Source organism: Amycolatopsis sp. NPDC051128 (genome assembly GCF_040682715.1).
Classification (GTDB): domain Bacteria; phylum Actinomycetota; class Actinomycetes; order Mycobacteriales; family Pseudonocardiaceae; genus Amycolatopsis.
The window spans coordinates 3068-27488 of the sequence record NZ_JBFBBN010000001.1 but is presented as its reverse complement, the minus strand read 5'-3'; the positions used below and the strand labels follow the sequence as shown (position 1 = coordinate 27488).

At 68.3% G+C, this 24421-nt stretch carries 22 protein-coding genes and 1 pseudogene; 19 read left to right on the top strand and 4 right to left on the bottom strand.

What is annotated here, in order from left to right; all coding sequences use genetic code 11:
• Window positions 1-3 precede the first annotated feature (3 nt).
• The 13 genes from AB0M82_RS00130 (at window position 4) to AB0M82_RS00070 (ending at window position 13973) form a co-directional block, all read left to right on the top strand.
• Window positions 4-402 (top strand): hypothetical protein, encoded by a 399-nt coding sequence (locus AB0M82_RS00130; protein ID WP_364715915.1) that lies wholly within the window; start codon window positions 4-6, stop codon window positions 400-402.
• Window positions 399-1118, top strand: coding sequence for a hypothetical protein (locus AB0M82_RS00125; RefSeq protein ID WP_364715914.1), 720 nt, complete (start codon window positions 399-401; stop codon window positions 1116-1118). The genes AB0M82_RS00130 and AB0M82_RS00125 overlap by 4 nt, the downstream gene beginning before the upstream one ends.
• Window positions 1115-1711, top strand: coding sequence for a hypothetical protein (locus AB0M82_RS00120; RefSeq protein ID WP_364715911.1), 597 nt, complete (start codon window positions 1115-1117; stop codon window positions 1709-1711). Before AB0M82_RS00125 ends, AB0M82_RS00120 begins: the two co-directional genes overlap by 4 nt.
• Before the next feature lie 3 nt (window positions 1712-1714).
• Window positions 1715-2845, top strand: a complete 1131-nt coding sequence (locus AB0M82_RS00115) for a hypothetical protein (protein ID WP_364715909.1) — start codon at window positions 1715-1717, stop codon at window positions 2843-2845.
• Window positions 2845-3687 carry a phage baseplate assembly protein V gene (locus tag AB0M82_RS00110; protein WP_364715906.1) on the top strand — a complete coding sequence of 281 codons (843 nt, stop codon included), beginning with the start codon at window positions 2845-2847 and terminating at the stop codon, window positions 3685-3687. The genes AB0M82_RS00115 and AB0M82_RS00110 overlap by 1 nt, the downstream gene beginning before the upstream one ends.
• Window positions 3687-4070: a hypothetical protein gene (locus tag AB0M82_RS00105; protein WP_364715904.1), complete on the top strand. Its 384-nt coding sequence runs from the start codon at window positions 3687-3689 to the stop codon at window positions 4068-4070. Before AB0M82_RS00110 ends, AB0M82_RS00105 begins: the two co-directional genes overlap by 1 nt.
• A complete protein-coding gene (locus tag AB0M82_RS00100) occupies window positions 4067-4435 on the top strand; it encodes a GPW/gp25 family protein (protein WP_364715902.1) in 369 nt (122 codons plus the stop codon). Before AB0M82_RS00105 ends, AB0M82_RS00100 begins: the two co-directional genes overlap by 4 nt.
• A 24-nt stretch (window positions 4436-4459) precedes the next feature.
• Window positions 4460-6022 carry a baseplate J/gp47 family protein gene (locus AB0M82_RS00095; protein ID WP_364715900.1) on the top strand — a complete coding sequence of 521 codons (1563 nt, stop codon included), beginning with the start codon at window positions 4460-4462 and terminating at the stop codon, window positions 6020-6022.
• Window positions 6023-6024: 2 nt separating this feature from the next.
• Window positions 6025-8016, top strand: coding sequence for a hypothetical protein (locus AB0M82_RS00090; RefSeq protein ID WP_364715897.1), 1992 nt, complete (start codon window positions 6025-6027; stop codon window positions 8014-8016).
• A gap of 12 nt (window positions 8017-8028) precedes the next feature.
• Entirely contained in the window at window positions 8029-9567 is a 1539-nt protein-coding gene (locus tag AB0M82_RS00085) for an IPT/TIG domain-containing protein (protein ID WP_364715895.1), read from the top strand.
• Window positions 9568-9581: 14 nt separating this feature from the next.
• Complete coding sequence (locus tag AB0M82_RS00080) at window positions 9582-12698, top strand: hypothetical protein (protein WP_364715892.1); 3117 nt, start codon at window positions 9582-9584, stop codon at window positions 12696-12698.
• A gap of 85 nt (window positions 12699-12783) precedes the next feature.
• Window positions 12784-13638, top strand: a complete 855-nt coding sequence (locus tag AB0M82_RS00075; RefSeq protein WP_364715890.1) for a hypothetical protein — start codon at window positions 12784-12786, stop codon at window positions 13636-13638.
• The gene (locus AB0M82_RS00070; RefSeq protein ID WP_364715889.1) at window positions 13635-13973 is read left to right on the top strand and encodes a hypothetical protein; all 339 of its coding nucleotides are present in this window, start codon (window positions 13635-13637) and stop codon (window positions 13971-13973) included. Before AB0M82_RS00075 ends, AB0M82_RS00070 begins: the two co-directional genes overlap by 4 nt.
• 286 nt (window positions 13974-14259) lie before the next feature.
• Here AB0M82_RS00070 and AB0M82_RS00065 read toward each other — a convergent pair whose 3' ends face one another.
• Together AB0M82_RS00065 and AB0M82_RS00060 are read right to left on the bottom strand one after the other, a co-directional pair.
• The gene (locus tag AB0M82_RS00065; protein WP_364715886.1) at window positions 14260-15993 is read right to left on the bottom strand and encodes an FGLLP motif-containing membrane protein; all 1734 of its coding nucleotides are present in this window, start codon (window positions 15991-15993) and stop codon (window positions 14260-14262) included.
• A 495-nt stretch (window positions 15994-16488) separates the two neighbouring features.
• Window positions 16489-17670: an IS110 family transposase gene (locus AB0M82_RS00060; protein WP_364715885.1), complete on the bottom strand. Its 1182-nt coding sequence runs from the start codon at window positions 17668-17670 to the stop codon at window positions 16489-16491.
• Between the two features lie 446 nt (window positions 17671-18116).
• Here AB0M82_RS00060 and istA point away from each other — a divergent pair, with 446 nt between their 5' ends.
• The 4 genes from istA to AB0M82_RS00040 all read left to right on the top strand — a co-directional run bounded on the left by istA (window position 18117) and on the right by AB0M82_RS00040 (window position 21438).
• Window positions 18117-19748 (top strand): IS21 family transposase, encoded by a 1632-nt coding sequence (istA, locus tag AB0M82_RS00055; protein WP_364715882.1) that lies wholly within the window; start codon window positions 18117-18119, stop codon window positions 19746-19748.
• On the top strand, window positions 19745-20545 hold the full coding sequence (istB, locus tag AB0M82_RS00050) for an IS21-like element helper ATPase IstB (protein WP_364715879.1): 801 nt from the start codon (window positions 19745-19747) through the stop codon (window positions 20543-20545). Before istA ends, istB begins: the two co-directional genes overlap by 4 nt.
• A gap of 93 nt (window positions 20546-20638) precedes the next feature.
• Complete coding sequence (locus tag AB0M82_RS00045; RefSeq protein WP_364716691.1) at window positions 20639-21241, top strand: helix-turn-helix domain-containing protein; 603 nt, start codon at window positions 20639-20641, stop codon at window positions 21239-21241.
• A 26-nt stretch (window positions 21242-21267) separates the two neighbouring features.
• On the top strand, window positions 21268-21438 hold the full coding sequence (locus tag AB0M82_RS00040; RefSeq protein WP_364715876.1) for a hypothetical protein: 171 nt from the start codon (window positions 21268-21270) through the stop codon (window positions 21436-21438).
• Between the two features lie 120 nt (window positions 21439-21558).
• On the opposite strand, the gene AB0M82_RS00035 is transcribed toward AB0M82_RS00040, so the two are convergent.
• Window positions 21559-21789 carry a hypothetical protein gene (locus AB0M82_RS00035; protein WP_364715874.1) on the bottom strand — a complete coding sequence of 77 codons (231 nt, stop codon included), beginning with the start codon at window positions 21787-21789 and terminating at the stop codon, window positions 21559-21561.
• A 192-nt stretch (window positions 21790-21981) separates the two neighbouring features.
• Here AB0M82_RS00035 and AB0M82_RS00030 point away from each other — a divergent pair, with 192 nt between their 5' ends.
• Together AB0M82_RS00030 and AB0M82_RS00025 are read left to right on the top strand one after the other, a co-directional pair.
• Complete coding sequence (locus AB0M82_RS00030; protein WP_364715871.1) at window positions 21982-22323, top strand: aldo/keto reductase; 342 nt, start codon at window positions 21982-21984, stop codon at window positions 22321-22323.
• A 337-nt stretch (window positions 22324-22660) separates the two neighbouring features.
• Window positions 22661-23146 (top strand): annotated as a pseudogene (locus AB0M82_RS00025) (hypothetical protein); the annotation flags it as partial.
• A gap of 201 nt (window positions 23147-23347) precedes the next feature.
• On the opposite strand, the gene AB0M82_RS00020 reads toward AB0M82_RS00025, so the two are convergent.
• A partial coding sequence (locus AB0M82_RS00020) for a tetratricopeptide repeat protein (RefSeq protein WP_364715869.1) occupies window positions 23348-24421 on the bottom strand: 1074 nt, incomplete at its 5' end.

Genomic DNA, 24421 nt, shown 5'->3' with positions numbered 1-24421 from the left:
CGGATGGCACGACTGCACCGGAAGCTGCAGGAGACCGCGGCCGGTGCCCGGGTCCTGCTGCTCTCGGACGACCAGGTGCTGGTTTCGCGGAACATGGTGCCCAACCCGGGCGACAAGGGTAAGGCCGCGACCTATGTACCGGGGACCGGCGGGTACGAGGTGTACGTCTCGTGCCGGTCCGCCGAGGCCGACGAGGCCATGGCGGCCGCCTCGCAACGGATGACCGGCCCGGCCGGCCCGGTCACGCCGTTGCGGATCGACCCGCCGGGTACATCCGGGCAGTGGCGGCTGCGCACCAGCGGGGGCGAGGTCGTCCGAGTTCACGCGACCGCCGGTTCATCCGCGATGTGCGACGAGGTCAACGTGATTCTTTCCGAGGTCGAGGCGGTATTGCTGTCATGAGTGACGGGTTTCCCAGCAAGCCGCGGATCCTGCGGGGTGCTTTCGTTGAGTTCGGGCTGAGCCTGCCACCGCTGTTCGTGGTGTTCCAGTTCAACCCGGTGCAGCTGACCCGCAACCGCGGCCTGACGTTCGCCGTCCCCGGCACGCCCGGCCAGCAGCCCGGCGGCGGGCAAGCGCCCGCCGCGCTCCCGCGCACGCTGCGCCAGTTCCACGGCGAGGTCGACAACCTGCTCGACCTGCAGAAGAAGCAGCTGGTCACGGTCGGCGAGCAGACCATCGGGTTCGACATCCGGCTGGACGCCACGGACAAGCTCGACGAGGGCGACGCCCTCACCGAGCAGTTCGGCATCGCGCCGCAGCTCTCGACGCTGGAGCTGATGGTCTACCCCAAATCGGAGAGCCTGCTGGGCCGTGCGGTCGACAGGCTGCTGGGCAAGCCCAAGGGGTTCAGCTTCACGCGCAGCACGAACCCGCCGCTGATCCTGTTCGTGTTCGGCCGCAAGCGAGTCCTGCCGGTGAACATCACCTCGATGAACATCACCGAGACGGAGTTCAGCGCCGATCTCAACCCGATCCGGGCCACGGTCGGGGTGAACCTGACCGTGATCGAGGGCAACAGCGTGCCGTACCTGTACTCGAAGGCCATGACCGAGGCGATGTCCGTGCTGAACCTGGCCTCGGTCGCCGACATTGCCAACGTCGCGGTTCCGGGGTGAGCGCGGTGGTCTTCACGAAGCTTTCGCGCTACCGGCAGGTTCCGGACATCGCGGTGCCGGACGCCAAGGGCCGGGTGCTGGCCGCCAAGGACATCCGGCCGCTGCCCGAGGTCACCGGGACGTTCCAGCACACCGTGGACTCCGGCGACCGCCTCGATCAGCTCGCCTACTCCTACTACAGCGAACCGTTGCAGTTCTGGCACATCTGCGACGCCAACCCCGACTTCCTTTCGCCGCTGGCGTTGCTGGGCAAGGAACCGGTGACCACCACCCGGTTCCCGGTCTCCGTCGCGGCCGGGGACCCGCCGTGGGGGGCCGCGTTGCGCGCGCTGTCGACGACGGTGGGGGTCGAGCAGGCGTCGGCCGAGGAGGACTTCGAGCTCGTCCGGCAGCAGCAGAGCGTCGGCGGTCACCCGGTGACCGTGGTCGTGAAGCGGTTCGACCGGGCGGTGGTGGTCACCTACAACCGGCTCACCGTCGGGGTTTCCGCGCTGTCGGCGGTCATCACGGCGGCCGGGTTCGTCCTCGGCGCGCCCGTCGAACGCGGCCGGCTCGGCAGCGGGATCGTCATCCCGCCCGCGGTGAGCGGGTAGGCCATGCAGCACGACAACCTGCGCATCGAGATCGGCGGGGCCGAGGCCGCGGACGTCTACCCCGACCTGGTCCGGCTGGAGATCGAGCTGGACGACGACCTGGCCGGCATGTTCCGGATGACCGTCGCCCTGCGGCTGAACCCCGACGGTTCCTGGACCTACCTCGACGACGAGCGGTTCGTGCCCTGGCAGCGGGTGGTCGTGACCGCGGGCCTCGCGGACGAGACCCGGCCGCTGCTGACCGGGTTCATCACCCACCTGCGGCCGCAGTTCGCCGTCGGCCTGGAGCAGAGCGTGCTGGAGGTCTGGGGGATGGACGCCTCGGTGCTGATGGATCGCGTCGACAAGCTCAAGGACTGGCCGAACAAGAAGGACAGCGACATTGCGACCGAGGCGTTCCGGGCCTACGGGCTGACGCCGCAGGTGAGCGACACCGCCGTCGTGCACAACGAGGAGGTGTCCACGATCATCCAGCGGGAGACCGACATCCAGCTGCTGCGGCGGCTCGCCCTGCGCAACGGGTACGAGGTCTTCGTCGACGGGGACACCGGCTACTTCCGCCCGCCGGGCCTGGACGACACCCCGCAGCCCGTGCTGGCGGTGCAGTTCGGCGCGGAGACCAACGTCAACTGGTTCACCCTGGAGGTCGACGCGCTGGCGCCCGCCGACGTCGCGATGTCCGGTGTGGACCACGTGACCGGCGAAGTGCTGGACGTCAACGCGGAATCGGCAGGCGAGACAGCGCTGGGCGCCAAGCCCGCCGACAGCTACCTGCCGCCGGGGACGGATCCCGGGCTTGTCCACATCGGACAGACGGCGACTACCGGCAGTGCGGAAATGACCTCGCTCTGCCAGGGTCTGCGCGATCGCGGCGAGTGGTTCGTCACCGGCGAGGGCGAAGTGGCGGCCAACCAGTACGGCAGCATCCTGACCCCGCGGGCGACCGTCACCATCAAGGGGATCGGCGAGACCCACAGCGGCGTGTACTACGTCACGCACGTCACGCACACGTTCAGCACGGCCGGGTACCTCCAGGCCTTCCGCGTCAAGCGCAACGCGCTCATGCCCACCGGCGACGAGGACTTCTCCGCAGGCGGCGGTGGGCTGCTCGGCAGCCTGACGGGAGGGCTGTGATGGAGCTGGAGCGGATCGTGGCCGGGCTGGTGGAGAAACTCGAGCGGCGGTGCTACGGCAAGTACCGCGCGATCGTGGTGGACAACCAGGATCCCTCGCGCCTGGGCAGGCTCAAGCTGAAGATCCCCAGCGTGCTGGGGCCGGACGTGGTGACCGGCTGGGCCACCCCGTGCGCACCCTACGGCGGCGCCGCGGACCAGGGCTTCCTGTTCGTGCCGGAGCGCGACGCGGGAGTCTGGGCCGAGTTCGAAGAAGGCGATCCGGAGTTCCCGATCTGGGTCGGCGCCTACTGGAGCCGTCCGGGCGACGAGAGCCAGCTGCCCAAGCCGCAGGACGGCGACGGGACCGAGCAGGGTGACGTCCAGGACCCGCCGACGCGCAAGATCCTCAAGACGCTCAAGGGGCACACCCTCCAGTTCGAGGATAAGGACACCGAGGAACTGGTCACGCTCGTCGAGGCCGCGAACGGCAACGTGATCACGATGGACAAGACCGGGATCACCGTCACCGACACCCACGGGCACCAGATCGTGCTGGACGACTCCGGAATCACGGTGACGGACGGGAAGAACAGCGGGAATTCGATCACCATGTCGTCCTCGGGGGTCGTGGTGAAGAGTACGGGCACCGAGGTCGCCGTCGGCGGCAGCGGCGTCCAGGTCGGCGGCAGCGGCGCGACCGAGCCGTTCGTGCTCGGCACCCAGTTCGCGACCAACGTCCAGACCTTCCTCACTTCGCTGGCCACGCACACGCACGTCGGCAACCTCGGCGCGCCGACGTCACCGCCCGCGGCGCCGATGACCCTCACCGTTCCCCTCTCGACGAAACACAAGGTGGAGTGATGGCGCTGACGATCGGTTCGCAGTCGGCGGACGCCGGGATGAGCAACACGATTTTCACGCAGATGGACACCTTGCTGTCCCCGCCGCTGCAGGCCGCCGTCGACAGCGCGAGCGCCGAGGCGAAACCCGCCGCACAGGCGGCCCTGGATGCCGCCCGCGTCGGCTGGCGACGTCTCGCCTTCGCCGTCGCCAAGGGCGTGATCGACCACGTCGTGGCGAACCTGGAGATCACCGGGGTGACCGTGGCGGGAACGGTGAACGTCCCGGTCGTGGGCAGCACCGGCAGTGCCGCGCCGAACGCGCACGTGCACAGCGTCTCGATCACCCCCGCCGTCGCGGTCTCGCTCGCCCAGGACAACAACGGCACGGGACGGGTGCGATGAGCGGGGCGATCGGATTCGGGTTTCCGTTCGCGGTCACCGCGGCCGGCGGGATCACGCCGGACCCGGACGAGGACGCCGACCTGCGCGGCAAGATCATCCAGGTGCTGTTCACCGCGCCGGGGGAGCGGGTGAACCAGCCGGAGTTCGGCTGCGGGCTGTTCAACCTCGTCTTCGACCCGGCCAACACGATCCTCTCCGCCGCCGTGGAATTCAGCGTGGGCCAGGCATTGACCCGGTGGCTCGGCGACCAGCTCGTGGTCGGCGCGGTCGACGTGCAGGCCCACGACGAAACGGTGACCGTCGAGGTGGCGTACGTGCGGCGCCGCGACCTCGTCCGCCAGGCCGTGCGGGTGCACTTCCGATGAACCAGCGCGAGACGGGACAGCGTGATGGCTGAGATCAGACAGGTGGACGGGCGGCCGGTCATCGACTACCAGGCCCGTGACTACGAAAGCCTGCTCCGGGCCATGCGCGAGCTGATCCCCGCCAAGCTCCCCGAATGGCAGGACTTCGCCAACGAGGCGGACTTCGGCAACGTCCTGCTGGAACTGTTCGCGCACATCGGCGACATCCTGAGCTACTACCAGGACCGGGTCGCGAACGAGAGTTTCCTGGGTACCGCGCGCACCCGGCGCAGCGTGATCGAGCACCTGCGGCTCATCGGGTACGAGCTGGGCACCGCGGCGCCGGCGGCGGCGACGCTGAGCCTGACCGTCCCGGGCAGCGTCACCTCCGCGGTCACGATCGCCAAGGGTGACGCGTTCGCGACCAGGAGCCAGAAGAACCGGCCGAGCATCGTGTTCGAGTACACCCGCGAGGCGCCGCTGACCATCGATTTCGGCACGGTGACGCCCGATCCCGCGACCGGCCGCAAGGTGTTCGGGGCCATCCCGGTCGAGGAGGGACAGCTGGTCTCCGGCGAGCTGCTCGGCACGTCCGACGGCAGCCGGGACCAGAGTTTCCCGCTGGCGCACCCCGGTCTGATCCTGCGCCCGCCCGGCCCGGCGCAGCAGGCAGGCCAGGACGTCACCGTCGTGAGCCAGCTCGGTGCCTCGATCACCGCGTGGACCCTGCGCGAAACCCTGGCGTTCAGCGAAGCGGGCCAGCAGGACTACATGATCCGGATCGACGACGGCAACCGCGCGTCGGTGATCTTCGGCGACGGCGTCTTCGGCGCGATACCGCCGCAGGGGACGTTCATCCGCGCCACCTACCGCGTGGGCGGCGGGCTGGCGGGCAATGTGCCCGCCAACGCGATCACGACCATCGTCAACGCCGCGCAGCTGGCTTTGCTGGGCGGGGCCGTCAGCAACCCCGCCCCGGCCACCGGTGGTGCCGAACGGGAGACCATCGAGCACGCCGTGCAGCACGCGCCGGCCGTGTTCCGCTCGCTGCGGCGCGCGGTCACCGCCGAGGACTACGAGGCGCTCGCGCTGAGTTTCAAGGGCGTCGGCAAGGTGCGCGCGGTCGCCACCGGCTGGAACGAGGTGACGCTGTTCGTGGCGCCCTCGGGCGGGGGCAAGGTCAGCGACGTGCTCGAGGCGGGGCTGAAGGGCTACCTCGAGGACAAGCGGATGCTCAGCCAGCTCGTCGAAGTGTCCGATGTGGACTATGTGCCGATCAGGGTGACCGCCGAGATCGCCATCCAGAGCTTCTACGTGGCCACCGACGTCGTCGCGGCCGTCCGGGCCGCCGCAGCCGGCCTGCTCGCGTTCGACCGGGTCGACTTCAACCAGACCGTCTACCTGAGCAAGTTCTACGAGCAGAGCCAGGAGGTCCCCGGCGTCGTGTTCGTCAACATCACCGAATTCCGGCGCGAGGACCGCCCGGTCCCGGCGGTCGACCCGCTCGGCAAGATCGCGCTCGGGCAGAACGAGGTGCCGGTCATCCCCGCCGATCCGGACTACGCGGCGGGCATGCGCGTCGTCGTGCTCAACCAGGCGGGGGTGTGACGATGCGGCTGGAGAACATCACCGCCACCGCCCACCGCGACGGCAACCGGATCGACCTGTCCTGGAGCAATCCGGCCGCGACACAGGGGATCCGCGTTGTACGCCGCACGGGCACCCATCCGGCGAACCAGGACGACGGCGTGATCATCGCGCACGCGCTGGGCGTCACCAGCGTGTCCGACACCGGGCTGCAGGGCGAAACCGTCTACTACTACACGCTTTTTCCCTTCACCGGCACGACGCCGGTGTTCAGCCCGGACCCGCACAACCAGGCCAGTGCGATGGCGATCGCGCCCTACGACTTCGCCGGCCAGCTCTACGCCATGCTTCCGGCCGTCTACCGGCGCTACGACGCCGAGCGCACGCCCGCGCCGGCGGCCGTTTCCGCGGCCGACCGGGACAAGGGGCAGCTGCGGCGGTTCCTCGACCTGCCCGGTGGCGAGCTGGACCGACTCTACAGCCTCACCCGCGCCGCGCTCGCCGCCACCGACCTCGACCGCGTCGACGGGCGGCTGCTGCCGCTGCTCGCCGGCTGGATCGGCTGGCGGACCAACTTCGGGCTGGCGATCGGCGCGCAGCGCAACGAGATCCGCTCCGCCCCGCCGATCTACCAGACCGTCGGCGGGGTCCCCAACCTCGACGCCACGGTCGCGCGGATCACCGGCTGGGCCAACCGCACCAAGGAGTTCGTGCACAACGTGGCGCGGACTAACCAGCCGGAACGGCTGAACCTCTTCTCCTCGATCCGCACCGCGGGGACGTTCTCCGAACCGGCGCTCGCCTCGGTGAACTTCGCCTACGACGGCCGTCCGGCGGTGGTCCGCGAGGCCGACGGCTCGGCGTCGTTCTTCTTCCACACCCGTCGCCGCCAGGGCTGGGACATCTGGTCGAAGCGCTTCGCCGCAGGGACGTGGCAGCCCAGCCGGCCGGTGGTGGACCGGCCCGGCATCGACAAGCACCCCAGCGCCGCCCTCGCCGGCACCAAGCTCTGGCTGTTCTGGCAGAGCTACGACCCCGCCCAGAAGATCTGGCGGATCTGGTTCACCATCCGGACCGGCGCGACGTTCTCGGCGCCCGCCGTCTTCGGCGACGTCGCGACCGAGCGGCGGATGCCCTCCGCGGTGGCCGACAACACCGGCGGAGTCTGGCTGTTCTGGCTCGAAGCGGGTCAGCTGCGCTACAACCGCAACGACGGCACGAACTGGCAGCTCACCACTCCAGGGACGCTGCCGCTCGACGCCGGCGCGCCTCCGCGCGTCGAGGACGACCTGTTCGTGCTGTTCCACCCGACCAGCACGACCCAGCGGCTGTGGCTGTTCTGGGCGCGCCAGGACCCGGGCGGGCCACCCGGGCAGACCCGGTGGAACGTCGTGTACCGGATCAAGGCGGGCCTGGATCCGGCCGCCTCGGACTGGTCGCCGATCCGGCCGTTGCCGAAAGCCGGTGCCCACCACGACCGGCAACCCGCGGCGCTGGTAGGCGGCGACGGCAACCTGGAGGTGTTCACCAGCTCCACGCAGAACGGCGGCTGGACCGTCGTCCGCACGCCGCTCGCGATCGGACCGCTCACCTGGGGCACCGCCCAACAGGTCGTGCCGGGGCCTTTCGCGCGGCGCGCTCCGCTGCCCGTCGACACGGGCGCGGGAACGCTGCTGGTCTTCCGGACGAACCAGAGCTTGACGTATCCGAGCGACACCTTCGGCGCCACCCGGATCCTCGACGACCGATACGCCGGCACGACCACCTTCGACACCGGCAACACGGCGAAAACGGCGCTGCGCGGCAAGTACGAGGACTTCCAGACCTACACCTACGACGCGGGCCACGGCGGCACACGGACCAACGACGACCGCGTCGCCCGCGACACCGTTGGGCTCTACCTGACGCCGGACACCGCCGACCCGGCCGAAATCAAGGCGGCTCTGTCGCGGCTCGCCGGCGAACTGGCGGGGTTCATCCCGGTGACCGCGCGCGCGGTGTTCATCACGTCCTGAAGGGAGGCAGTCGTGGGCGACTTTTCGCAGACCCCGCTGGACCTTCTGCTGGCGAACCAGCAGAAGGGGTATGTGGGGATCCACATCGAGCAGGGCAAACCGGTCCTGGACCGCGACCTGAACCTGCTGCACGACCTCGTGGCGGCGACCGTGCGCTCGGTCGTCGCGCGGTACATCGGCAACGGCGCGCCCGCCGCCGCCGACGGGTTCGCCGTGCAGGCGCTGCCACCCGCGTCGAACAGCCAGGACTTCCGGATCGCCGCCGCGGACACCGGCCCCGGCACCTGCCTGGTCGGTGGCATCGAGGTGACCATCCCGGCGGCGATCACGTACAAGAGCCAGCCGGGGGTGCCCGCGCTCACCACGCCGAGCGCGGCTCAGCCCGATCCGCGCATCGACACCGTCTACCTGGACGTGTCGCTGACCGAAATCGACGGCACGGTCGACACCGACCTGACCAACAGCCTGGACGTCGGGGTGCAGACCTCGGTGCGGCTGAAACCGGGGTTCGTGGTCCGGGTCGCCGAGGGCGTCGCGGTGCCGGCGGCGGCCGCCGGACACGTCTTCTATCCGCTGGCCCAGCTGACCCGGCGCCGGAACCAGGACGGCATCGTCGCGGCCACGATCTCCGATCTGCGACAGCGCCGGCTCACCGTGTCCGATATGGAACGCCGGCTCAGCCTGGTGGAGAAAACCCTTCTGCTGCCTGCTTTCGCCGTCTCGCCGTCGCCGCAGTTCGTCCCCAAGAGCGGCGTGATCAACCAGGCGATCACGCTCAACGGCGTCAACTTCGACGTCGGCGCGCCGACCGTGCGCTTCGGTGACGTGGCGGCGAAGATCGTCGGAACCCCGTCGCCGGGCCAGATCGCGGCCCGCGTGCCGGGCGGGCTCACCCCGGCGGGCACGCCGGCGCAGGTGAAGGTGACGGTGGCCAACGCCGGGGGCGCGGTGGTCAGCGACGACATCTTCACCGTCCAGCCCGCGCCCGCGTTCGCCGAACCCGGCGGGCAGTTCAGCCCCGGCAACGGGACGCCGGGCACGCAGGTCACGCTCACCGGGTTCAACTTCAACGTCGGCACACCGCAGGTGCAGTTCGCCTCGGTGAACGCGACGGTGGTGGGCACTCCCACGGCCACCCAGATCGTGGTGCAGGTGCCGGCCGGGCTGGTGACCGGAGGCGGGACCAGCTCCGACGTCCGGGTCACGGTGACCACGAGCGCGGGCAGCATCCTGTCCGACGACCTGTTCCGCGCCGAGCTCGCCATCCCGGCCCCGGTGTTCGTCACCCCGCCGTCGCCGCAGTTCACGCCCAAGAGCGGGGTGGGCGGCCAGACCATCACGCTCAACGGGCAGAACTTCAACTTCCCACCGGTCACGGTCAAGTTCGACACGTCGACCGCGACCATCGTCGGCACGCCCTCCGCGACGCAGATCGCGGCGCAGGTGCCCGCGGGGCTGACCCCGCCCGGGACACCGAAACAGATCAAGATCTCGGTGACCACCGCCGGCGGCACCGTCACCAGTTCCGACACGTTCACCGTCACCGGCTAGGAGGAGAGCCTTCCATGACCTTCCACGTGTACCCCGACCCGCAGACCGCGGCACTCACGGTGGCACCCGGTGCCACCACGTTCGCCGCGATCACCCAGCTCACCGGGCCACCCCCGGCGGGGGTCTTCTACAGCAAGATGATGTTCATCCGGGTGGCGATGTCCGGCGGGGCGACGGCGCCGGCGCTGTTCGTCAAGGCGGGCACCGGCGACCCCGTGCCCGCCACGAACTTCACCACCGCGGTGTACCGGACCCCCGGTACCACCAGCTATGTCGGCGACATCCAGCTGGTCACCACCGGCGAGGCCACGGGCGTGTTCCAGCTCCGGATGGGGTTCGACCAGGACACCACCGAGACCTGGCAGATCGGGATCCTCAACAACGACGTCGTCGCCAGGGACTTCACCTGGGTGGTGGCGGAGACGATCGCCGAGACCGCACAGCCGTGGATCGTGACCGCACCGGCCGCCCTGCCGTACGCGTCGCTGGTGAACGAGACGATCGACCAGAGCGTCCAGGTGTCGAACAAGGGCACCGGCACCCTCACCGTCACGTCCGTGAACCCCGCGCTGCCCGGCGGGTTTTCGGTGAACACGCCACTGCCGCTGGCGGTCGCGCCGGGCCAGACGCAGAACCTCGCCTTCCGGTTCGTCGCGCCGGCCGCCCCGCCTGCCGGCGGCCTGACCACCGGCGCCGTCGACCTCGTCGCGTCACCGGCAGACACCACCGCCGGCACCAGCGCGGGCCACAACCAGCACGTCTCGGTCACCGCGACAACCCAGCAGCTGGAAGTCGTGCTGCTGCTCGACGACTCGGGCAGCATGGGCTGGGACCCGCTCGGCACCCCGCTCGGGGTCGGCGATCCGCACGCGCGCTGGGGCGAGCTCGTGTCGGCGGCCAACCAGTTCCTCGATCTCCTCGCCCACTTCGGCAACAACCGCGGCCGGTTCGGCATCGCCCGCTTCCCCGCGGGCGACCCGCTCAACCCGTCGACGTTCGACATCGTGCCGATGACCGAGATCCCGACCGTCGCGGGCATGGCTGCGGCGCAGAACGCGGTCAGCCTGATCGTGCCAACAAACAGCACGCCCATGGGTGACGGCCTCGACCGCGTCCTCGCACCGGCCACGACCTACTTCGGGCCGAACGCGTTCAACCGGCGCTGGTTGCTGCTGATGAGCGACGGCGCGCACAACTCCGGCACCCACAACCCGCTGGAGTTCCTCGCGCCGCCCGTCGGCACCGCCGCGGCCGGGACCTCGCTGGCCGAGCGCCAGGTCGAGCTGTTCGCGGTGGCCTACGGCATCGACGGGCACAGCGACGTCAACCACGTTCTGATGAAACAGCTTTCGAGCGGCTCGCTGGCCGGCGGACAGGTCCGCAACGTGGACGATGAGAAGACGACCGCGACGCAGCTGGCGACGGCGCTGCGCGACGCCATCAAGGCCGGGCTCACGGCGGCCACGTCACCGCTGGACCCGGCCGCGGACTTCGTGATCGGCGACGGCGAGGCGCTGCACGACGTCGTGCTCACCCGCTTCGACACCAAAGCGGCTTTCGTCCTGAGCTGGAACACCCCGGACACCACCCGGCTGCGTCTGGAGCTGATCACCCCGAGCTGCGAGGTCATCACCCCGGAGAACGCGGGCTACGGCCGGTTCGCCGACGTCACGTTCCGCGGCGGCGACCGCTCGCAGGCCTACCTGATCGACCCGGATTTCCTGAGACCGCGGGGTGGTGGGGACCTCGAGGGCGGCTCGGACGGCGGCCGCTCGCGCGACCGCTTCGGCACCTGGACCTTCCGCGTCACCAGCCCGCCGCAGATCATCATCGGCGCCGAGGCCGAGGCCGAGGGCGGGTCGGTGGACATCGAACACTACGTCTACGACGTGATGGTCGACTCGGGCCTGCGGCTGGCGCTGAGCCAGGACCGGCCGACCTATTTCGCCGGCGACCCGGTCACCCTGTCCGCCGCCCTGACGGCGGACGGCCTGCCCGTCACCGGCGCGGCGGTGTCGCTGTCGACCACGCTGCCCGAGGGTTCGGTGGCCAACTTCCTGGCCGCGCTGGACATCCCGGCCGAGGCGCTCGCCCGTGCGCAGGAGCAGCTCGCCGACCGCGACGCCAGCCCGCTCCTGGTGCGGCAGCTGGCCGCGCGCCTGGCGGGTTTCGTGTTCGACATCGGCACGCGCCAGGTCACCATCCCGATGACCGCGCAGGACGGCACCGGGGTGTACACCGCGACCATCACCGACACGTCCGTTCCGGAGCACTACACGTTCTACGTGACGGCGACCGGAATCGACGCCGACGGGGTCGCGTTCCGCCGGGAGGCGAAGCTGGAGACCACCGTCCTGGTGCGTCCGGATCCGGACCACACCAGCCTCGACATCCGCCAGCTCCAGCCCGGTCTGCTCGACGTAACCATCATCCCGCGTGACCGGTTCGGCAACGTGGTGCAGATCGATCCGGTGACCCCGGGCGGGTTCGGCCTGCTCGCGCCCGGAGCCCGGCTCGGCCCCCTGACCAGCAACCTCGACGGCAGCTACGGCACGACGGTCACGTTCGACCCGAAGAAGCCGCCGTCCATCGGGTTCCAGTCCGGCGGCACCGCGGTGATCACGCCTGCCCCGATTCCCGACCTCGGCAACCTGCGTTACGTGGACCAGGTGGTCAAGTTCGACCCGGGCCAGATCAAGGACGCCAACCGGCACACGGATCCGCGCGCCGCGCTCGGCACGGTCGTCGGCAAGCCGGAGGGCACGTTCGTGTCGCTCGGCGCGGCCGGCCAGCTGACCGTCGCGTTCCACAAGCAGGTCGTCCATGACTGTGGCGGTCCCGTCGACATCACGGTGTTCGTCACCCCCGACGCCGATCTGCGCTCGTACCGCGTGGAGGCGCAGACGCGCGAGCACAAGGGCTGGGTGCTACTGGGGACGTCGATCGGCGTCACCCAGTCGTTCAGCCTGCGCGCGGCGCACCTGAAGTCGGCGTCGGCGATCCGGATCACCGACACCAGCGGGCGGACCCGGGGCCCGGACTTGAAGCCGCTGGAGACCCCAGGCGTCAGCATCCGCGGCGTCGGCGCGCGCAAGGTCGGCAAGGACGACGACCGGGATCACGACGACTGAACCGAGCGCACGAAAGCCGGGTCCGGTGGACGAGCCGCCGGACCCGGCGAACACTGGACCCACCGTCTCAGGCGAGGAGCCTTCCATGCACACTCTGGCACCGCAGCCGAGCAAGGCTCAACGGACCCCGTCGACGGCGCCTGGCAGCCGCCGCGTCGTCGCGCCTCTGGCTCGCGACCTGCGGCGAGTGGTGGGAAACGAAGCGGTTTCCCGGCTGATGGCGGGGGAAGCCGTCACCGAACCCGTGGTGGACACGGACGGGAACGGCCGGCTGTGCGAGGCCGAGCTCCGGGCCGATTTCATCGGCCCGCTCCAGCCCGGTGACACCCGGGCGGTGCCGCACGACTTCGTCGGGCCGCTGCAGCCCGGCATAGCCAGGAGTTCGTCGTTCCACCCCACCATCACGGTGGTGACGCCCGGAGCCAAGATAAGTGACTGCGGTGGCTACGCCTACAAAGTCCAGTGGGGGATACCGGCCGGCGAGGCGGGATCGTCCGGCTGGATCGTCCAGAAGGTCACCAAGACGTTCGAGGCGAGTGACAGCAACGGCAATCCGGTGGCGCCGGTGGCGTTCGACGACCCGGCGGGGTATCCGTTCTGGGAGGCATGGGAGTTCACCGCCGGGCAGAACGTGTGGGTCGGGCCGGCCGTGGGCGGCGCCCGTCACTCGGGTGACACCTTCTCGGGGTCCGACTACGGGCCGGGCACGAAGGGAAGGAAGACCGTCACCGGTGAGGTCAAGGGCATTGTGGGGTTCGCCCCGCCACCCGGTATGACGGTGCGGAACGCGGCTCCCGCCTGGGCCCTGCCCTACACGAGGTCGGAACCGGCAGCCTTCGCAGGCACCCTGGGGGGCGCGGCGCACACGTTGACCTCGGAGTGGAACTGCACTCCGAGCGGCACCGTCGCCCAGGCGACCACGGTCAGGACGAATCCATGACCGTTTATGCCGTCATCTCGTTCGCTCGGGAGCCAGCCGAGATCGTCACGCAGGGCGTGATGTCGCGAGACGTCTTCCAGCGCTTGTTCCTCGACCGGTACGAGTTCGGCGGCGAGCGCTACCACCCCGCCGACGACTGGACCGTCCTCGGCGCCCTGCTTGCGGTCGACGGGGCGATTTTGGTCACGATCCCCGTCTGGACGTGGACGGGCCGAGACGGAGTCCGCAGGTTCCTGTGCCAGGCGACCGATGACGGAAGCGCGCCGGCGCTTTCGGTCCTCGCGTTGTCGGAACGCGAACTGCTGAACCGACTGAACGAGCAACTGCGGGAGTGAACGAGCGTCGGCTGGATCTCCGGTGTGGGGTTGCCCTTTGGGGGCGGGCACCTTGATTCCAGACGGCGGTCTGGAGGGAGGGCGTCCTGGTGTCACGTTCGTCGAAGTATTTCGAGAAGTTCCGGCGCGACACGATCGAGCTAGTCAAAGTCAAGTGATCGGCCATTGCGCGCTCGCCGTCGATGTTGCGGAGCTACTGCCTCAGGTTCCCCACCACGGTGCTTCGTTTCGGCCACTGATCAAAGCCGCGTAGATGCAGTGTCGCGGGATCACGCACTGGTCTTACTCACCACTCGCGACGACGCAGACGGGCTCGGTCTGACTTGGCTGGACCGCGTCGATGACGTTGGCGAAACACGACGTAGCTCCAGAACGCCATTGAACCCAGGCCGAAGGCAATGAACAGGGTCATCGCGCGGATCAGGGCTGCAGGAGTTGCCGGCTTCTGATCATGCATCAGCAGAACTAGGTAGGCGACGGTCGTGGGGATGTAGACGGCCGCCCAGGCGCGACGGCGCCAGGCCAGCAGCTTCAGTCCGTCGAGCAGCTTGACCGGCATCAACCCGAAAAGAACGGTTTCGACGCCCATGAGCGCGATTGCGCCTAACGTCGAGTCCAGCACCTGTGTCCCGAAGCTCGATGTGGGTGTCACCGTGATCGTGGTCCAAGCCGACCACGCCAGCACGCTGGCGCCCAATGTGGCGATCACGCCTGCCAGGACGGCGTGACCTTCGTAGCGCCGCAGGTCGTCGGCGTTGGCGCCCAAGTTGCGCGCGACAGGTGCGTACCCGGCGACCAGGCCGTAGACGTATCCGGGCTGGAAATCCAGTACCCGGGAGACGATCGCACACACGCAGCCGATCGCGAGCGCCACTGGAAGCGTGCGCAACACGCTTCGGCGCCGGGAGACTTGATGAAGAAGTAGTTCTCCGGGGACGCAGTAGCTTAAGGTCGTTATGAGTACCGCGATCATCAACCCGACGCCCAGGGCTAGCGTCTTCCGGTCGAAAGCGACGTCCGGTTCGACGAGCACCAGCAACGTTGCTGAGAGCGCCCCGAATATGGTGATCTGCACAGACGGAGGCCAGCGCGGTGGATTGTGCCGCTCGTGTCGCTCTTCAAGGGCCTTGTTGAAGATTTCGGCAGGGAAGGCGAGCAACGGTAAGCAGAGCATCAATGCGAAGGCCCCGGCGACGACGAGGAGAATGACGTACAGGAGCAGACCCGGGGCGAAGTCGTTCGGTGCGGCGAGCGATGCCGTGAGGTGGGCACGTTGCGGGTCCATCCGGGCCGGCGTGCGGACGGTCGGCGCGTTCGTCGGTGATGGTGGGGTGGCCGTCGGCTCGCTGCTTGGCGCGATAGTCGTGTCGGACGGCGACGGCGATCGCGTAGCAGTCGTTGTGGATGGCGAGGGCGGGGCAGGAACGACGGTGAAGCGGACACTCGCGGATTCCCCGGTTGATACACAGCGTGCGGTGATCTCGTGCGGGCCCTCAACCGCGTCCGCCGGGGCGGTGATGGTGGTCGCAAATGCACCGTCCTTTGCGGTGCCGCTGGCGATCACGTCACCGTCCCACGAGATGTCTAGCAGGCCGGTGGCGGAGTCCGGTTTTGTGTCACAGTCGAACCGCTTGCCCACGAGGTCTGTGTCGCCCCCTGGGCGGCCCGAGTTCGGGTCTGCCGTGAAGCTGATTGTCCAGACGATGTGCAGAGTAGTTGCGCCATTGCCGCCCGGGCAGTCGACGGTGAGTTCTTGATCACCGGCGCTGGCGTCTTTCGGGACGTTCAGGGTGAAGTTTACTTCGTTTTGCTTGTCAGCCTTCGGGACCGCGGGGTTGGTGTCGACTACCTTTCCCCTCAGTCGTACGGTGACCACGCGGTCGTCGTTCTTACAGCCGAAGTCGGTTCCGATCACGGTTACCTGACCGCCGGGATTTTGATGCAACGGGTCCACCCGCAGATTCGACAGAATCCGCCCAGTGACGGGTGCTGCGATCCCGCTCAGCGCGAAGATCGACATTGTCAGCACCGTTGCTCGGTTCAGCCGCCTGCCCATCGAACACCTCGTCGAGGTCGCTTGGGGAGATCGTCTCGTCCGCGACCAAGCTCCAGGGGTGATATTATCGATATCAAATTTATCTCTAAAGAACAGTGAAATTCATCTATCAACTTTAGACTTTGAGCTTCCCTTGCGTGAAATAGTAGGGTCAAATGGACCTTGACAATTAAGTGTTGGCGATCGGCGGTCTGTGCTGACGTTTGTAAATCACCATCAAGGGTGCATCTATGTGGGCAATAGTGCTGAGTGTGTTCGGCTGGCTCGGCCTGGTGCGTGTTGACTCGAGATGGGGAGACTCGTGCCGGATCTCGCCACAACGTCGCTGATGACGGAAGGCCACCATCGGCTCGCCGGTGGTAAGGGCCGGCGGCCGCACTCGTCTTCGCGCAGCAGAAGGTGAGGAGGAGGGGGCCGCGGAAGTTGCCGCGTCGGCCGGGGGGTGTCCCTATGTGGTTGTCAAGCCGTGGCGGCGAGGGGTGCCTCGGGATGGCGGTAGTGGGTGCCGTTGCGGAGCATGGCGTAGAGGACGTCGCAGCGGCGGCGGGCGAGGCAGATGAGGGCGGCGTTGTGTTTCTTGCCCTCGGCCCTCTTGCGGTCGTAGTAGGTCCTGCTGGTGGGGTCGGACAGTGAGGCGAAGGCGGCGAGGAAGAACGCGCGTTTGAGCTGGCGGTTGCCGGTGCGGGCGGGGTGTTCGCTGCGGGTGACCGGGGCGATGCCGGCGTAGGCGGCCAGGTGCGCGGAGGATTTGAAGTTGGAGGCGTCGCCGACTTCGAGCAGGATCCGGGCGGCGGTCCTGACTCCGATGCCGGGCATCGAGGTCAGGACCCCGGCAAGAGGGTGCGCATCAAGTATCCCCTCGACCTGCTCAGCGATGGTTTTGCGTTGCTGCAGAACGGTTTTCAGGCTGTCGGCCAGCTGCGGCAAGACGGTGTCCGCGGCGGCGGTGCCGGGGACGGTGACGGTCTGCTCGGCGAGCGCGGTCATGATCGCCTCGACCAGTCGCTCACCCATGCGTGGCGCGTGGACCTTGGCGATCGCGGTCAGTTTGCGGCGGCCGGCTTTGGCGATGCCGGCCGGTCCGCCGCAGCGGGAGAGGATCTCCAGAACAGCGGGATGGGCGATCTTCGGGCCGATCGCCCGCTCGAGAGCGGGGTGGATGCCGGTCAGCAGTCCACGGATGCGGTTGCTGAGGCGGGTGGCCTCGCCGGCCAGGTCGTCGTCGAACCCGGCCAGCACGTCCAGCTCGGCCAGCGCCTCGTCGCCGACATCGACCGGCCGCAGGGTGTGGGGCAGCGTGCGGGCGGCGTCGGCGATGACGAACGCGTCGCGGGCGTCGGTCTTGGCGCGGCCGGGGTAGAGGTCGGCGATGCGGCGCATGGCCAGGCCGGGCAGGTAGGCCACCTGGTGTCCGGCCGCGCGGGCGACCGCGACCGGCAGCGCCCCGATCGTGGCGGGCTGGTCGACCACGACCAGCAGCGTTCCGTGCCGGGCGAGCTTGTCGAACAGTGCCCGCAGCTTCGGTTCGCTGTTGGGCAACGGCCCGTCATGCAGCCGCGTCCCGTCCGGGTCCAGGCCGACCGCGTGATGGGCATCCTTGCCGACGTCCAGGCCGAGGAACACCCCGAAACTGCTGCTCATCCACCATGCCATTCGCTCGTCGGATGTGGTCACCGATCAGGCATCGAGTGCCGGCACCCACGTTACGACGAGACCTACCAGTCGGTGGCCGTGTCCCTATCAGCGGTCGGTCGATGCCACCAGACCCGGTGACACCACCCCCCGGATCATGCCTTCGACTGGGGGCGTTAGTCATGCCGGACCTGGTGACCACAGCTCCTTGAACAGGAACTACGAAAAAGGTAACGGGGCCTGACCGGCATCCTGGACCGCTCCACGCTGGGCGAGAAGGACTTCCGGCGCACCAACCCCCGCTGGCCGTGGCATCGTGATTTGGCCCCGGTTCGGCACCGCTAGCGGGCCCCACCGATCGGGCGAATTCCTGCTCGTGGTGTGCGAGTCGGCGGTTCGAGGTGAGGGTCCTGGGTGGACAGTGCCGGTGAGGGGCCGTCCGCGTGGGAGCCGGGATGGTGTCCAGGGTGGAGTTGTTCGCGCTGATCCGGCGAGATGCCCGGGTGGAAGGCCTGTCTGTTCGGGCGTTGGCTGAACGGCACGGGGTGCATCGCCGGACGGTGCGTCAGGCGCTCGGCGCGGCTGTCCCGCCGCCGCGGAAGACACCAGCCCGGTCCTCGCCGGTGACGGGTCCACTGCGCGCGGCGATGGACGAGATGCTGCGGGCGGATCTGGACGCGCCGCGCAAGCAGCGGCATACCGCGCACCGGATCTGGGAGCGGCTGGTCGACGAGCACGACGCCGAGATCGCCTACCGCACGGTGTCAAAGTATGTCGCGAAGCGACGGCCGGAGATCGTGCTGGAAGCCAGAAACCGGGCGGGCGTGATGGACGGATTTGTTCCGCAGACACATCTTCCGGGACAGGATGCCGAGGTCGACTTCGCTGAGGTATGGGTCAACGTCGGCAGTGTCGGCACCAAGTGCTTCCTGTTCACGCTGCGAATGTCGTTCTCTGGCAAGGCAATTCACCGCGTCTACTCTTCGCAAGGGCAGGAGGCATTCTTCGCCGGTCACGTCGCCGCGTTCACCGAACTCGGCGGCGTCCCGGCCGGGGAGATCCGTTACGACAACCTGTCCTCGGCGGTCCGGCGGGTCTGCTTTGGACGGTCACGGGTGGAAACCGAGAAATGGATCCTCTTCAAATCCGCCTACGGTGTCACGAGCTTCTATTGCATGCCCGGCAAAGAAGGCGCTCACGAGAAGGGCGGTGTCGAGGGCGAAGGCGGCCGGTTCCGGCGCCGCTGGTTCGTCCCGGTCCCGAAGATCGCCGACATCTCCGGTTTGGCCGGGATCAACGACCGGCTCGCTGCGGCGGACCGCGCGGAGGACGCCCGCCACATCGACGCGCGGGCGACTACGATCGGGCAGGACTTCGCGCTCGAGGCGCCGTTGCTGGCGGCGTTGCCGGTGGATGAGTTCGACATCGCGCTGACCACGACACCGCGAGTGGATCGTTACGCCAGGATCACCGTCCGCCAGGCGCTCTACTCAGTCCCGGCCCGGCTGATCGGGCAGACGGTCCGGGCGAAGCTCGACGCGGAAGAGCTGGTGGTACTGCACGGATCCACGGAAGTCGCCCGGCATCCCCGGTTGACCACCAAGGGTGGCCAGCACCTCGTGCTCGATCACTATCTCGAGGTCCTGGCCGGCAAGCCCGGCGCGCTGCGCGGGGCAACCGCACTGGTCCACGCACGGCAGAAGGGCTGGTTCACCGCCACCCACGACGCGTTCTGGGCCGCCGCCCGCGCCAAGCACGGCGACCAGGCCGGCACCCGGCTGCTGATCGAGGTTCTGCTGCTGCACCGGCGCATGAGCCACGCGCACGTGATCGCCGGGATCCGCACCACACTCGAGGCCGGGTCGGTCTCGCCCGATGTGGTGGCGATCGAGGCCCGCAAACACGCCGCCGCGGCCGGCGAACCCAGCACCGAGCTGCCACAACCGCAGCGCAGCCGCAGCAAGGTCGTGTCCCTGCCCGAACGCCGCCGCGACGCCGACCTGCCACCGGACTCCCGCCCCGCACCGTCGGTCGCCGCCTACGACCAGCTGCTCAGCAACACTCCGAAGAAGGGGAACGCGTCATGACCCGCACCACCAGCCGCGGCCGGGACCAGATGACCGGGGAAGCCGCCGCCGTCGCGATCGAGCAGGCCTGCCGGATCCTGCGGCTGCCCACGATCCGCGACCGGTTCGGCGACCAGGCCGCCGCCGCGGCCCGCCAGCAGGCCACCTACAAGAGCTTCCTGTCGGAGTTGCTGTTCATCGAGTGCGAGGACCGCGAGGTCCGCCGCAAAGCCCGCCTGGTCAAACAGGCCGGGTTCCCGCGCACCAAACGCATCGAGGACTTCGACTTCGCCGCGAACCCGAACGTCCCACCCGCACTCGTGCACACCCTCGCCAAAGGCGCGTGGATCCGCGCCTGGCAGCCAGTCTGCCTGATCGGCGACTCCGGCACCGGCAAATCCCACCTGCTCATCGGGCTGGGCACCGCCGCCGCGGAAGCCGGATTCAAGGTCCGCTACGTCACCGCCGCCGCCCTGGTCAACGAGCTCGTCGAGGCCGCCGACGACAAGCACCTGTCCAAGACCATCGCCCGCTACGGCCGTGTTGACCTGCTCTGCCTCGATGAACTGGGCTATCTCGAGCTGGACCGCCGCGGCGCGGAGCTGCTGTTCGAGGTGTTCACCGAGCGGGAAGAACGCTCCAGCATCGCGATCGCGAGCAACTCGGCGTTCAGCGAGTGGGCCCGCACCTTCACCGATCCGCGGCTCTGTGCCGCGATCGTCGATCGCTTGACGTTCGACGCGTCCATCATCGAGACCGGCACCGAGTCGTTCCGGCTGCGCACCACCAAACGCCGCCGCACCAGCCGGGCCGGCTGACCACGCAACTTTCTCGTCAGCCGAGTACGGCGAGAGCGACCGGATCGCAGAGGATTCTTTGCAAAGGATGCTCTGTGGTCTAGGGTGGGCGGCATGACCAAGGACCGACGGGATCAGGCGTCGCGACCGCTCGACGCCCGGATGCTTCGGGCCCTGGCCCACCCGTTGCGCATGCGGATGCTCGAGTTACTGCAGGCAGACGGCCCCGCGACAGCGACCGGACTGGGGAAGCGGGTCAGCGAAAGTTCGGGGACCACCAGTTGGCACCTGCGGCTGCTGGCCGAGGCCGGCTTGGTCGAAGAGGACAGCGAACGCGGGAACAAACGCGAACGCTGGTGGCGGTCCGTCCAGAAGTCGACCCGCATGCGAGCCGCCGACTTCATCAACGACCCGGACCTCGCCGCCCCGCTGGACATGTTCTTGCGGTCGGTGATCGAGCAGCGCTACCAGGCAGAGTCGCAGTTCGCCAGCGAAGTCGCGCAATGGATGGACCAGTGGCACGACCACGCTGTTTTCACCGACGCACGGCTATCCCTGACACCCGAAGAGGCGGCGGCGATGAGCGCAGAGGTCGACGCGGTGATCGACCGCTACCGCCGGGACACGCGACCGGGCGACCACAACGTGATCGCGCACTGGTCAGCGTTCCCTCGGCAAGCGCAACCGGAGAAACCAGATACAGCGACGTCCGACTGAGGGGGACGAACATGGTGCACTTTCTCATGGCAGAAGACCTGGTCCGCGAACGCGAGACGGAACTGCGGCGCGCTGCAGACCACCCGAAAAGCCTTCGGAGGAAGGGTACGCGACGGCAACGCCTCGGATGGATTCTCATCGAAACCGGCCTGAAGCTGGCTGCGAAGAACGCCTCACCCGCGCGTCACACCATCTGAAACCCAGCGGCAGTTCACGGGCGCCGAGCACTCGTTTGTCCGCTTGAGCCGAGGTCGTTCGATCGACCATTCCTCTTGCCGCAGAAGGAAACACAACCGGGGGCAGGATAGACAACGAGCTCAGAACGGCACCTCGCGCCAGTCTGCCTCGGCCAGGGCGCCCTGCGGAACGCGGGTCGTTCCCGCGTCAATCTCGACCCGCTCACCTGCGGCGAGCTCGGCCGCGAACGCGTCCAAGGTGTCCTCGTCCAGCCGGCAGTCCCACACCTCGCAAGCGTCCTCCAGCTCACGACGGACCACCGCGACCGGCTGGCCCGCGAACCCGATGAAAACACCTCGTCCAAGGCCCACACCAGCGTCACCATCGGGCCGGGCTCACGCTCACTCACCACACCATCGTCACCAGTGGGCACGCGCTCGACCAGTCAAACACCCGAACGAAGTGGGGCCAAATCAGAGTGCCGCCCTCCGCCGACGACAGCAGGTGGGGCCACATCAAGATGCCGACCGATCCCGCAACCCAGCCACCGGGGCCAGATAAGAATGCCGAACCGGGGCCAATTCGACTCGCCGAAATCACCCCGCTTCGCCGGCGAGGCGGGGGAGGGCAACGAGAAGATCGCGCACACCGTGCGCGACGTCGCCGACCGGCTGCCCACCCCGGCCCAGGTCGCGCTGGCCTGGGTGTACGCCCAGGCCGAACGGCTCGGGGGCGCGGTGGCGGCCATTCCGGGCACCCGCAGCCCGGCCCGGCTGGAGCAGAACGCCGCCGCGCTCGAGCTCACCCCGGATGCCGAGGCGCTGGCCGCACTGGACCCGCTGAGCGACCAGGTGATGGGCGAGCGCTACACCCCCGCGCACACCGCTGAAGTCGCCCGGGGCTAACCGGTGCGCGCGACGTCAACGAGATCCAGGCCGCCGACATCGTCGACATCTTGCCCACAGGTGACTTGGCAGGTCACGACCACCTGGGAGCAGGCCGGTGATGCCCCGTGGTGCTCTACCGCCAGGACTGCGCCCCCGGTTGCCGGGCATGGGCGATGTCGGCACAGGAGCTGAACATCCCCGACCGGCAGCACTCATATCCTTCCCGAAAGAGAGAGACTCATGCCGTGCGGACATCCATAGCCGCAGGTCGTGCATTCGAGTTCGCTCAGACAGCCGACCTGCGACGTGTTAAGTCTGGCGCGTCGATCTCTAGTCCGGTGAAGGCACCGGCTTCAGCGAGGCAGCCCGCGCGCAGCTGCTCAGCCGCCTGGAGGTCCTCGAGCAACGCCAGCACCCGTTCGCGGTGACACCGCCACGCGAAGATACCGCCCGCGCCCACTGGGTGCAGCCCGAACTCGTCGGCGAGGTGGTGTTCCGGCAGTTCACCCGCGGCGCCGGCCGGCTGCGCCACACCGCGTGGCGTGGCTTGCGCGAGGACCGCAAACCCGACGAGGTTCTCGCCGCACGCGCCCGTGAACGCGTCGACGCCGAGACTGCGCCAGCTCCCGGTCGGCGGCCGACTCAGCGTCCTACCAAGCCAGCCCCGGCCACGTCAGCACCGGTGGGGCCGAAGGTCACCGTGCAGGCCGGGAACCGGCGCCTCACGTTGTCCAACCTCGACAAGCAGCTTTATGCCGACGGATTCACCAAGGGCGAGGTGATCATTCACCGGACTAGCGACCGAGGCGACAGATCCCAGCACAGTAGAGGTGCATCGTGACCGCCCCTTCTCCTCGAGTTGCATGCTTGCCCAGCTCGTCGGTCTGTTGGAAAACCAACGTACAGCCAGCGGAACGCGCGGATGTTCGCTTGCTCTCGAATCACCTGCGCAATGTGTTCGACTCACGCTTGTGAGTGTGTTCGGAGTTCTGCTGAACGCATGGAAAAGGCTAGTGCTCAGTCTCTCAAGAGGTCAATTGTTCTATCTCTTCTTTCTTTTTCTTCCGCGTTTTCCTGGGCCGTGCGACAGGATCGGCTGCCTGGCTTTGGCGGCATTGGCTCTGATGTTTTTGAGAAGCTTTTCGGTGGCGTGAGTATCGGGATGGCTGGCGCCCAGAACCCGTTGACGCGCGGCTAAGACTGCCCGCATTGCAGTTTCGGCTTCTCGGTACCGACGTAAACTTGCATAAATCACTGCGAGGTTGTGTCGGGTGGCAAGGGTGCTGGGGTGGTCCTCGCCCAGCGTCTTTCGTCGGAGGTCGAGGACGACTTCGTACTCGGTTCGCGCTGTGGTGAGATCGCCCAGGTCATGCAGCACGCTGGCGAGGTTGTGTCGGGTGGCAAGGGTGCTGGGGTGATTCTCGCTCAGCGTCTTTCGCTGGAGGTCGAGGACGACTTCGTACTCGGTTCGCGCTGTGGTGAGATCGCCCAGATGCTGCAGCACGCCAGCGAGATTGTGCCGGGTGGTAAGGGTGCTGGGGTGATTCTCGCCCAGCGTCTTTCGTCGGAGGTCGAGGACGACTTCGTACTCGGTTCGCGCTGTGGTGAGATCGCCCAGGTCATGCAGCACGCCGGCCAGATTGTGTCGGGTGGCAAGGGTGCTGGGGTGGTCCTCGCTCAGCGTCTTTCGCTGGAGGTCGAGGACGACTTCGTACTCGGTTCGCGCTGTGGTGAGATCGCCCAGATGCCGCAGCACGCCGGCCAGATTGTGCCGGGTGGTGAGGGTATCGGGGTGGTCCTCGCTTAGCGTCTTTCGTCGGAGGTCGAGGACGACTTCGTACTCGGTTCGCGCTGCGGCAACATCGCCCAGCTCATGCAGCACGCCGGCGAGGTTGTGTCGGATGGTAAGGGTATCGGGGTGGTCCTCGCTTAGCGTCTTTCGCTGGAGGTCGAGGACGACTTCGTACTCGGTTCGCGCTGTGGTGAGATCGCCCAGATGCTGCAGCACCCTGGCGAGACTGTGTCGGGTGGCAAGGGTGCTGGGGTGGTCCTCGCTTAGCGTCTTTCGCTGGAGGTCGAGGACGACTTCGTACTCGGTTCGCGCTGTGGTGAGATA